Source organism: Sphaerisporangium sp. NPDC005288 (assembly GCF_040607475.1).
Classification (GTDB): Bacteria; Actinomycetota; Actinomycetes; order Streptosporangiales; family Streptosporangiaceae; genus Sphaerisporangium; species Sphaerisporangium rhizosphaerae.
Genome location: NZ_JBEXGT010000024.1, coordinates 125,167 through 135,626 on the forward strand (window position 1 = coordinate 125,167; position 10,460 = coordinate 135,626).

9 protein-coding genes are annotated in these 10,460 nt (G+C 72.4%); 7 read left to right on the forward strand and 2 right to left on the reverse strand.

Translation table 11 applies throughout. From position 1 onward, the window contains the following. Positions 1-58 precede the first annotated feature (58 nt). From rnc to ftsY, 6 genes are all read left to right on the forward strand, one after another. Positions 59-775, forward strand: a complete 717-nt coding sequence (gene rnc, locus ABZU32_RS23135; RefSeq protein ID WP_354847549.1) for a ribonuclease III — start codon at positions 59-61, stop codon at positions 773-775. A 3-nt stretch (positions 776-778) separates the two neighbouring features. After that, positions 779-1,750 carry a bifunctional DNA-formamidopyrimidine glycosylase/DNA-(apurinic or apyrimidinic site) lyase gene (gene mutM, locus ABZU32_RS23140; RefSeq protein WP_354924937.1) on the forward strand — a complete coding sequence of 324 codons (972 nt, stop codon included), beginning with the start codon at positions 779-781 and terminating at the stop codon, positions 1,748-1,750. Next, the gene (locus tag ABZU32_RS23145; RefSeq protein WP_354847509.1) at positions 1,747-2,046 is read left to right on the forward strand and encodes an acylphosphatase; all 300 of its coding nucleotides are present in this window, start codon (positions 1,747-1,749) and stop codon (positions 2,044-2,046) included. The genes mutM and ABZU32_RS23145 overlap by 4 nt, the downstream gene beginning before the upstream one ends. Positions 2,047-2,235: 189 nt before the next feature. Then, positions 2,236-2,430, forward strand: coding sequence for a hypothetical protein (locus ABZU32_RS23150; protein ID WP_248958190.1), 195 nt, complete (start codon positions 2,236-2,238; stop codon positions 2,428-2,430). 351 nt (positions 2,431-2,781) lie between these two features. After that, positions 2,782-6,465 (forward strand): chromosome segregation protein SMC, encoded by a 3,684-nt coding sequence (gene smc, locus ABZU32_RS23155; protein ID WP_354924939.1) that lies wholly within the window; start codon positions 2,782-2,784, stop codon positions 6,463-6,465. 370 nt (positions 6,466-6,835) lie between these two features. Next, on the forward strand, positions 6,836-8,014 hold the full coding sequence (gene ftsY / locus ABZU32_RS23160; protein WP_354924941.1) for a signal recognition particle-docking protein FtsY: 1,179 nt from the start codon (positions 6,836-6,838) through the stop codon (positions 8,012-8,014). Positions 8,015-8,070: 56 nt separating this feature from the next. Here ftsY and ABZU32_RS23165 read toward each other — a convergent pair whose 3' ends face one another. Then, entirely contained in the window at positions 8,071-8,949 is an 879-nt protein-coding gene (locus tag ABZU32_RS23165; protein WP_354924943.1) for an NmrA family NAD(P)-binding protein, read from the reverse strand. A 116-nt stretch (positions 8,950-9,065) separates the two neighbouring features. On the opposite strand from ABZU32_RS23165, the gene ABZU32_RS23170 reads away from it, so the two are divergent. Next, positions 9,066-9,656 carry a helix-turn-helix domain-containing protein gene (locus ABZU32_RS23170; protein WP_354924945.1) on the forward strand — a complete coding sequence of 197 codons (591 nt, stop codon included), beginning with the start codon at positions 9,066-9,068 and terminating at the stop codon, positions 9,654-9,656. Positions 9,657-9,737: 81 nt separating this feature from the next. Here ABZU32_RS23170 and ABZU32_RS23175 read toward each other — a convergent pair. After that, positions 9,738-10,460 (reverse strand): cellulose-binding domain-containing protein (locus ABZU32_RS23175; protein WP_354924947.1); only part of this gene is annotated, 723 nt, incomplete at its 5' end.

Genomic DNA, 10,460 nt, shown 5'->3' on the forward strand with positions numbered 1-10,460 from the left:
GCGTGACGGCCAGAGAGACACCGTCCGAGGAGGAGACGTGGCCGCAGGTGGGAAGCCCATACCGGTAGAGATCGCCAGGGACGAGCTCGAGCGCGTCCTGGACGTCAAGCTGGACGAGCAGCTTCTTGAGCGGGCGCTGACGCACCGCTCCTACGCGTACGAGAACGGTGGCCTGCCCACCAACGAGCGCCTTGAGTTCCTCGGCGACTCGGTGCTGGGCCTGGTGGTCACCGACACCCTGTTCCGGGGGCATCCCGATCTTCCTGAGGGCCAGCTCGCCAAGCTGCGGGCGGCCGTGGTCAACATGCGCGCCCTCGCCGACGTCGCGCGCGCCCTGGACCTCGGCCGGTTCACCCGGCTCGGCCGGGGTGAGGAGGGCACCGGCGGGCGCGACAAGTCCTCGATCCTCGCCGACACCCTCGAGGCGCTCATCGGCGCCGTCTACGTCGACAAGGGGCTGGACGAGGCGTTCCGTGTGGTCCACCTGCTGTTCGACCCGCTGATCAAGCGGTCGGCCTCGCTGGGCGCGGGCCTCGACTGGAAGACCTCCCTGCAGGAGCTCACCGCCGCCGAGATGCTGGGCGTGCCCGAGTACCACGTGGACGAGAGCGGGCCCGACCACGCCAAGTCGTTCACCGCGATCGTCAAGGTCGGCGGCCAGGAGTACGGGTCGGGCGCGGGGCGCAGCAAGAAGGAGGCCGAGCAGCAGGCCGCGGAGGCCGCCTGGAACGCCATACGCGCGGCCGCCGACGCCCGGGACAAGAAGGCCAGCTGACCCATGCCGGAGCTGCCGGAAGTCGAGGTCGTCCGGCGCGGGCTGGAACGCTGGGTCGCCGGGCGCACGATCGCCTTCGCCGAGGTCCTGCATCCTCGCGCGATCCGCAGGCACGCTCCCGGTTCTGCCGAGTTCGCCGGGCGGCTGGCGGGCCGCACGCTGGTCTCGGCAGAGCGGCGGGGCAAATACCTGTGGCTGCCCCTGGCCGAGGCGCTGAACGGCTCCGAGGCCCCGGTGGGCGGCTCTGCGGATCTCCCGCAGGACAGTGGAGACGCCGGAGCGGATCCTCCTCAAGCCGGTCCGGCGGGAGAGGCCCGGCATGGCGCGTCCGAGGCGCTGCTGGCGCACCTGGGCATGAGCGGCCAGCTGCTGGTGGTCGACCCGGGCTCGCCGCTGGAGAAGCACCTGCGGGTGCGCCTGGGGTTCTCCGACGGCGGCCCCGAGCTGAGGTTCGTCGACCAGCGCACCTTCGGCCACGTGCTGGTGGCTCCTCTGCTGCCGCTGGAGCGGCCGGTCCCCGAGCCGATCGCGCACATCGCGCCCGATCCGCTGGAGGAGGCGTTCGACGAGGAGATGTTCGCCATGCGGCTCGCCACCCGGCAGACCGAGGTCAAGCGGGCGCTGCTGGACCAGTCGCTGATCAGCGGGGTGGGCAACATCTACGCCGACGAGGCGCTGTGGCGTGCGGGGCTGCACGGCGGCGTGCCCACGCGGTCGCTGAGCCGGCGCAAGGTCGCAGAGCTGCTGGCGGCGGCGCGCGCGGTGATGACCGAGGCCCTCGGCCAGGGCGGCACGTCCTTCGATAGCCTGTACGTCAACGTCAACGGCGAGAGCGGCTACTTCGACCGGTCACTCAACGTGTACGGCCGGGAGGGCGAGCCGTGCCCCCGCTGTGGCGCACCGGTCGTCCGGGAGGCTTTCATGAACAGGTCCTCCTACAGTTGCCCCCGTTGTCAACCCCGGGTGGCGACATGAGCGGGGACGCCGCGCCCGGCGCAAGTGACATCCGTCTCAACGCATGGGTGCGCGGTCGCGTGCAGGGGGTGGGTTTCCGCTGGTGGACGCGGTCCCGGGCTCTTGAGCTGGGGTTGGTCGGGTCGGCGTCGAACCTGGCCGACGGCAGGGTCGAGGTCGTCGCCGAGGGGCCGCGCGAGGCCTGTGAGAAGCTTCTCGCCCTGCTCAGGGGTGGTGACACCCCGGGGCGGGTAGATACCGTGGTGGAGCGCTGGTCACCGGTTCGCGGGGGTTTTGGTGGATTCGTGGAGCGGTAGGCGCTTCCCTTAAACCCCCTAAATGCGGTATATTTACATGTCGGGAGTGCCCATTGGCGCATTCATGGAGAGCGTTCAACTTGACCGCCTCCATTGCCGGTGCGACTCTTGATAGGAAACACGCGCACCCCTCCCGCGGCAAGAAGTGCGCGAACCAGTTTGGTCACTCAGCGTGGAGGACCCTTAACCATGGCGAAGGCTCTACTCGGCCACGTCGGCGGTCTCGACCCTCGAATGGTCTCGGAAATGCGCCGTCTCCAGCAGCGAATCCGGGATCTGGAGGCAGAGCTCACAAGGCTCCAGGCCCAGAACGACGCTCTCGCGGCCCAGTCGCGAGATGAGGCGTTCTCTCGCCTGCAAGATCGCGAGCCGGCCCTCACCTGAGGTTCGGTACGGACGGCAACACACTGTCAGGGACGCCCCGCAAAGGCGTCCCTTGTCATTTTCCGGCCTTCGCGTGGCCGGCCTCGCCCGGCCGCACACCTCCGGCGGCCGGCCCCGCCCGGTCCGGCGTCCCCGCGCGCCCGGCACCGGCCCGGCACTGGCCCGGCACTGGCCCGGTCCGGCACTCGCCCGGCTCGGCGCTGCGCGCGCCCGTTCCGCGTGCTCCGTTGCAGGCCGCATACCCGGTGAGCACACCCGAGGGCGTCCCGAGCCGGTAGTGTGCCCCGAAGAGCGGAAGGGACCCGGGAGGCAGGCAGGCGGTCCCCGAGCGGAACGGGGAGGTCGGCGCGCGTGTATCTCAAGAACCTCACGCTGCGCGGCTTCAAGTCCTTCGCCTCCGCCACCGCCCTGAAGTTCGAGCCCGGCATCACCGCCGTCGTCGGCCCCAACGGGTCGGGCAAGTCCAACGTCGTGGACGCCCTCGCCTGGGTCATGGGCGAGCACAGCGCCAAGTCCCTGCGCGGCGGCAAGATGGAGGACGTCATCTTCGCCGGCACCTCCTCGCGGCCTCCGCTGGGGCGCGCCGAGGTGACGCTGACCATCGACAACACCGACGGCGCCCTCCCGATCGACTACACCGAGGTCACGATCAGCCGGCTGATGTTCCGCTCCGGCCAGAGCGAGTACGCCATCAACGGCGACACCTGCCGGCTGCTGGACATCCAGGAGCTGCTGTCGGACTCCGGCATCGGCCGCGAGATGCACGTCATCGTCGGCCAGGGCCAGCTCGACACCGTCCTGCACGCCGGCCCCGAGGAGCGCAGGGCGTTCATCGAGGAGGCCGCGGGCGTCCTGAAGCACCGCAAGCGCAAAGAGAAGGCGCTGCGCAAGCTGGACGCCATGCAGGCCAACCTCACCCGCGTGCAGGACCTCGCGGCCGAGCTGCGCCGCCAGCTCAAGCCGCTGGGCCGCCAGGCCGAGATCGCCCGCAAGGCCGCCGTCATCCAGGCCGACCTGCGCGACGCACGGCTGCGCCTGCTGGCCGACGACGTCGTCCGCCTGCGCGACCACCTCCACCGGGAGGCCGCCGACGAGGCCGCCGTCCGCGCCAGGCGCGCCGAGGTGGAGGCCGGCCTCGAACAGGGGCAGGGCCGCGAGGCCGAGCTGGAGGCCGCCGAGAGCGCCGCCCAGCCGCGCCTCGCCGTCGCCCAGGAGACCTACTACCGCCTGGCCGCGCTCAAGGAGCGCTTCCACAGTGTGGAGACGCTGGCCGCCGAGCGGCACCGCCACGCCGTCGAGGCCGCCTCCATCGAGCGGCGCGGGCGTGACCCCGAGGAGTACGAGCGCGAGGCCGCTGAGGTCCGCGAGCGCGAGGAGGCGCTCAAGGCCGAGCTCGAGCAGGCCGAGGAGATCCTCGAACAGGCCGTCTGGCGGCGCGGTGAGGCCGAGAGCGCTCTGGCCGTCGAGGAGCGCCGTCTGGCCGCCGCCGCGCGCGAGGCCGCCGACCGCCGCGAGAGCCTGGCCAGGCTGCGCGGCGAGGTGGCCGCCGTGCGGGGCCGCGCCAGGGCCGCCGAGGAGGAGATCGGGCGCCTGGCCAAGGCCCTGGGGGAGGCCCGTCAGAGGAGCGAGCGGGCCCGCGAGGAGCACGACGCGCAGCAGGAGGCCGAGCCCGCCGCCGACCCCGCCCTCGCCGACGAGCTGGCGCGCGCACAGCAGGGCGTCGAGGAGGCCAAGGCCGCGGTGGAGGAGGCCCGAGCCGCCGTCGAGGAGGCCAAGGCCGCCGCCGAGGCCCCGCGCAGGGCCCTGGCGGAGGCCCGCGCGGCCGTCGGGGCGGCGCGGGCCGCCGACCAGGAGGCCCAGCGGGCGATCGCCGCCCTGGAGGCCCGCGGGGAGGCCCTGCGCATGGGGCTCGCCGGGGGCGCCGACGGCGGCGCGGCGCTGATGGCCGCCGGCCTGTCCGGAGTGCTCGGGCCGCTCGCCGCGATGATGACCGTGCGGCCGGGAGCCGAGGTGGCCGTGGCCGCCGTGCTGGGCGCCGCCGCCGAGGCCGTCGCGGTGGAGTCGCTGTCCACCGTCGTGGACGCGGTGGAACTGCTGCGGGCCGAGGACGCCGGCCGGGCGGCGCTGGTCGTCGCCTCAGATGCCGCCGTGGCGAGGCCGGCGCCCGTCGAGGACGCCGAGTGGGTCTGCGACCTGGTGAGCGTGTCCGACGCCTTCCGCCCCGCCGTCGAGAGCCTGCTGGCCGGCGTGGTCGTCGTCGAGGACGTGCCAGTGGCCAGGAAGCTCGTCGAGCAGCGCCCCGACGTCCGGGCCGTCACCTGGTCGGGCGACCTGGTGGGCGCGTTCTTCGCGCACGGCGGCTCGGGCGCCGGCGCGGGCTCGGCCCTCCAGGTGCGCGCCGCCCTCGACCAGGCCGTCGCCGATCTCGAGCAGGCCCGCGCCACCGCCGAGAGCGCCGCGGGCGAGCTCGAACGCGCCGCCGAGGCCGAGCGCGTCGCCCAGCAGGCCGTGGAGGCCGTCCAGGCGCGCGCCGCGCAGGCGCAGACCGGCGTCAACACCGCCCAGGCCGGCGTGAACGCCGCGCAGGGCGAGCTCGACCGCGTGCGGGCCAGGCAGCGCGAGGCCGACCAGCGGGTCGCCCTCGCGGCAAGGCGCCTGGCCCAGCTCGACGCCGCCGCCAGGGCCGCCGGCGACGAGTGCGACCGGCTGGCCCGCAGCGTCGCCGCCGCCGAGCAGGCGCGCGACCGCGACCTCGCCGGCGTCGTCGAGCTGGAGGAGCGCCTGGCCGAGGCCGAGTACGCCGACGAGCTGGCCGCGGAGCCGACCACCGAGACCCGCGACGAGCTGGCCGGGGTCCGCGACGTCACCCGGCAGGCCGAGATGGAGGCCCGCCTGACCGTCCGCACGGCCGAGGAGCGCGTCCGCGGCATCGCCGGCCGCGCCGACCAGCTCATGAGAGCGGCCGAGCGCGAGCGCCACGAGCGGGCCGGGGCCGCCGCGCTGCGCGAGCGCCGCCGCGCCCAGGCCCAGGTGGCCGAGGCCGTCGTCCGGGGCGCGGCCCGCGCGCTCGGGGTGCTGGAGACCTCCCTGACCCTGGCCGCCGACGAGCGCGAGGACGCCGAGCGGGCGCGCGGCGAGATCGACGCCGAGCTCAAGGCGGTGCGCGTCCGGGTGCGCGAGCTGGCGTCCGAGCTGGACAAGCTGGTCAACCGGGCTCACGGCAACGAGGTGGCTCGCACCGAGCAGCGGCTGCGCCTTGAGCAGATGGAGCAGCGCGCCATGGAGGAGTACGGCGTCGAGATGGACGCGCTGATCTCCGAGTACGGCCCCGAGCAGCCCGTGCCGGTCGGCGACGGCGAGCCGGTACCCTACGTCCGCGAGGAGCAGGAGAAGCGCGCCCGCGTCGCCGACAGGCAGATGGCCCAGCTCGGCAAGGTCAACCCGCTGGCGCTGGAGGAGTTCGCGGCGCTGGAGGAGCGGCACGCCTTCCTCAACTCCCAGCTCGAAGACCTGCGCAAGACCCGGCGCGACCTGCTCACCGTGGTCAAGGAGGTCGACGAGCGGGTCGAGCAGGTCTTCACGGCCGCCTACGAGGACGTCGCCCGCGAGTTCGAGACCATCTTCACCCGGGTCTTCCCCGGCGGCGAGGGGCGCCTGCTGCTGACCGACCCCTCCGACATGCTGACCACCGGCGTCGACGTCGAGGCCAGGCCGCCGGGCAAGAAGGTCAAGCGACTGTCCCTGCTGTCGGGCGGCGAGCGCTCGCTGACCGCCGTGGCGTTCCTCATCTCGATCTTCAAGGCGCGGCCGTCGCCGTTCTACGTCATGGACGAGGTCGAGGCGGCCCTGGACGACACCAACACCCAGCGGCTGCTCACCCTGTTCGAGGAGCTGCGGCAGAGCTCCCAGCTCATCGTCATCACCCACCAGAAGCGCACCATGGAGATCGCTGACGCCCTTTACGGCGTCAGCATGCGCGGCGACGGCGTCACCCAGGTCGTCAGCCAGCGCCTCCGCGAACGCGAACCGGCCTGACCGTTGAACGAGGAAGCGGCCACGCCAACGCCAGACGAGGTGATGGCCAAGATCGCCGCAGATGAACCCGTGCCCTACGACCCCGACTTCGTCCGCGCGACGATGCACGAGGGGCGCCGGTGAGCCTGGCCGTCGGCGCTTCGATCGTCTTTCGCCTGCTGGCGGACGTGAAAGGCGACGATGCCTTCGGGGTAGTCCCTGGTCGTGGGCCCGGGGACCAGGTCGAGGGGGCGCGCGGGCGCAGGGATGGGGAGCGCCGCGTGGAGGGGGTGGGGATGAGGGGCGTTGAACGCTTCATATCGGTGCAACCGGCGCGGCGCGGGCAAGCCGGGGCGTGAGCATGGCCGCCCGTCTGGAAAACTGACTTCTTGTGGATGGGTACCTCGGCATCATTCTGATCGTCATCGTCGTCGCGTTGCTCGCGGCGGGCGGGATGTTCCTGTTGTTCCGCCCGAGCCAGAGGCACGCTCCGCCCGTCGCGCCGCCGGAGGCGCCGACGATCCCGGAGGAGAGGCGGCCTCCGGCCACCGGTGTCATCGAGGACGACACCCTTACGACCACCGTCCCGCCGCCGGTCAAGCCGGCCGAACCCGTCGCGCCGCCCGCGCCGGCCATCGAGATCCCGCCCCCGTCCGCCGGCCGCATGGTGCGGCTGCGGGCCAGGCTCGCCCGCTCGCAGAGCACGCTCGGCAAGGGCCTGCTCGAGCTGCTGTCGCGCGACCGCCTGGACGACGAGGTCTGGGACGAGATCGAGGACACGCTCATCACCGCCGACGTGGGTGTGAGCCCCACGCGCACGATGGTCGAAGAGCTGCGCACCAAGGTCAAGGTCCTCGGCTCGCGCAGCCACGACGAGGCGCGCAGCCTGCTGCGCGAGCAGCTCCTCGCCCTGATCAACCCCGACATGGACCGTACGCTGCACACCGCCCCGCACGGTGAGCGGCCGGCGGTCGTGCTCGTCGTCGGGGTCAACGGCACCGGCAAGACCACGACCACCGGCAAGCTCGCCCGCGCGCTGATCGGCGACGGCCGCAAGGTGCTGCTGGGCGCCGCCGACACCTTCCGGGCCGCCGCCGCCGACCAGCTCCAGACCTGGGGCGAGCGCGTCGGCGCCGAGGTCGTCCGCAAGGACGAGGGCGCCGACCCTGCCTCCGTCGCCTTCGACGCGGTGTCCAAGGGCATCGACGACAAGGTCGACACGGTCATCGTCGACACGGCGGGCCGCCTGCACACCAAGACCGGCCTGATGGACGAGCTCGGCAAGGTCAAGCGCGTCATCGAGAAGAAGGCCACGGTCGACGAGGTCCTGCTGGTCCTCGACGCCACCACCGGCCAGAACGGCATGCGCCAGGCTCAGGTCTTCGCCGAGGCGGTCAACATCACCGGCATCGTGCTGACCAAGCTCGACGGCACGGCCAAGGGCGGCATCGTGATCTCCGTCCAGCGCGAGCTGGGCGTCCCGGTGAAGCTCGTCGGCCTCGGCGAAGGCCCCGACGACCTCGCCCCCTTCGACCCGGAGGTCTTCACCGACGCCCTCCTCGGCGACTGACCCGACACCCTCGGGCGGCGCGGGGTGCGCCGCCCGGGGGGATTCGTCCTTGGGTCTCAGGCGAGGACGGCGGGCTTGAGGGTGTCCTCGCACCATTGGCGGAAGGTGGTGGGGCTGGTGGACCGGCGGGTGCGGGGGTCGGTGTCGTAGAGGCCCTGGTCGACCGCGGCGGACATGTCGACGATGCCCTGGGCGCACGCCTCGGTCGCGCCGTGCCGGATCAGGGTGGCCTTGTACTCCTCGCCGGTCACCTGCTGGTAGCGGATCGGGCGTCGCAGCACCTCGGACATGATCTGTGCCATGTCGTCGTGGGACAGGTCCTCGGGGCCGTGGATCGGCACGCTCTCCTGCCCGGTCCAGGAGCCGTCGAGCAGCAGGTCCGCCGCGACTGCGGCGATGTCGCGGGTGGCGCAGATCGGGACCCTGCGATCGCCGGAGATCGCGAGGGAGAACACGCCCCGGTCCCTGATCGGCGCGACCTGCCTGAGCATGTTCTCCATGAACCCCGGCGGGCACAGTGAGCGGTAGCTCACCCCCATGCTCTCGACCAGATGGTCCATGGCGAAGATCGCCGATATCTGCCCGGCCTTCCTCGCCGTCCCGCGGCCCAGGCTGGAGACGCCGATCACCCGCTTGACGCCCTGGCGGCCGATCGCGTCGCACAGCGGCCGGACGAAGTCCAGGACGTGGGCCGGGAGGCTCTCGGCGCGGGGGTTCGGGGGGAGAACCCAGAACACGGTGTCAGCGCCCGTGAGCGCCTTGTCGACGACGCCGGCGTCGTCCGCCGATCCCTGCACGATCTCGACGCGTTCGCGCACCTGGGGGGAGAGGCGGGACGGGTCGCGGGCGATGACCCGGATCGGCTCTGGGCCGTCCAGGATGTTCTGGAGGACCTCGCGGCCGATCTGGCCGGTGGGAGTGGTTATGACGATCATGAGACCTCAGACCTCGCTGTGGGCTTAGCGGAACCGGAACTACTCTTCCTGTTAGCGCCACGCACGTTACGGAACTAAGATTCCGGTTGTCAAGCGGCGACCGAGACGTGTGAGCGATGACTGAGATCGAACGACCCCTGCGCGCCGACGCGCGCCGCAACCGTGAGCGGATCATGGCCGCCGCCGGCGAGCTGTTCGCCCGGCACGGGCGCGAAGCCCAGATGGAGGACATCGCGGCCCGCGCCGGCTTGGGCATGGGAACCCTCTACCGCCACTTCCCCAACAAGCAGGCGCTGCTCATCGCGATGGTCGGAGAGCGGTTCCACGGCATGGCGGACCTGGCGCGCGCCGCCGAGCAGATCACCGACCCCGGCGACGCCTTCGAGGCGATGCTGCGCGGCTACCTGGAGGCCGCCGACGGCGACGCGGCCTTCCAACTGGCGCTGATGGGCTCCGACGACCTCGAATGGGAGCGCATCGGACGGCAGAAGGCCGAGTTCGCCGCGGCCGTCACCCGCGTGATCGACCGCGCCGTGGCCTCCGGCCAGGTGCGCGCCGACCTCACCCTGGCCGACTTCACCGTCGTGGCCAGCGGCGTCATCTCGACGATGTACTTCAAACCGGGCGGCCACCGCGACTGGCGACGCCATCTCCAGCTCGTCCTCGACGGCATCCGCGGCCCCGGAGGGCGGGCGGCGACGCTCTGATGACGCCGGAGGCGTCCCCCGGAGTCCGGGGGACGCAGGTCGTCCTGCGCCTTCCGGGTCCGGGGAACGCCTCCGGTTTGCTCAGGAAACCGAGCAGGTCGCGCCGTTGAGGGTGAAGGCGGTGGGAGCGCCGCTGTTACCGGTATGGGTGGCCTGGAAGCCGATGGTGGTGGAGGCGCCGGGCGCCAGCGAGCCGTTGTAGTCGACGTTCTTCGCCGTGACCTGGCCGCTGGTGGGGGTGTAGGTGGCGTTCCATCCGGAGGTGATCGTCTGCCCGCCGGGAAGGGTGAAGGCCAGCGACCAGCCGTTGACGGCGGAGGAGCCGGTGTTGGTGATGGTGATGCTCTCCGTCAGCCCGGTGTTCCACGCGCTGACCGTGTCGCTGACGCGGCAGGCACCCGGTCCGCCGCTCGGCGTGGGCGTAGGAGTGGGCGTGGGCGTGGGGGTCGGCGTCGGGGTGGGAGTCGGCGTGGGAGTCGGGGTGGGCGTGGGCGTGGGCGTGGGGGTCGGTGTGGGGGTGGGGTTGGTGGAGGTTCCGTCGAGGCCGAGGAAGGTGATGGCGTAGGCGAGTTGGCCGGTCATGGGGAGTTGGTGGCCGACGCCGCTGATGCTGATTCCTTCGACGGGGGCCTGGTTGCCGGTGCCGCCGTATCGGGTGCGGGTCCAGGTGGACTGGGGGTGGTCGGTGTAGGCGGGGGTTTGGCTGAGGCCGTTGAGGTTGGTCCATTGTTTGATCTCCTCGCCGTAGTTGGGGTAGGCGAGGGTGGTGTCGGTGGTGCCGTGCCACAGTTGGATGCGGGGGTA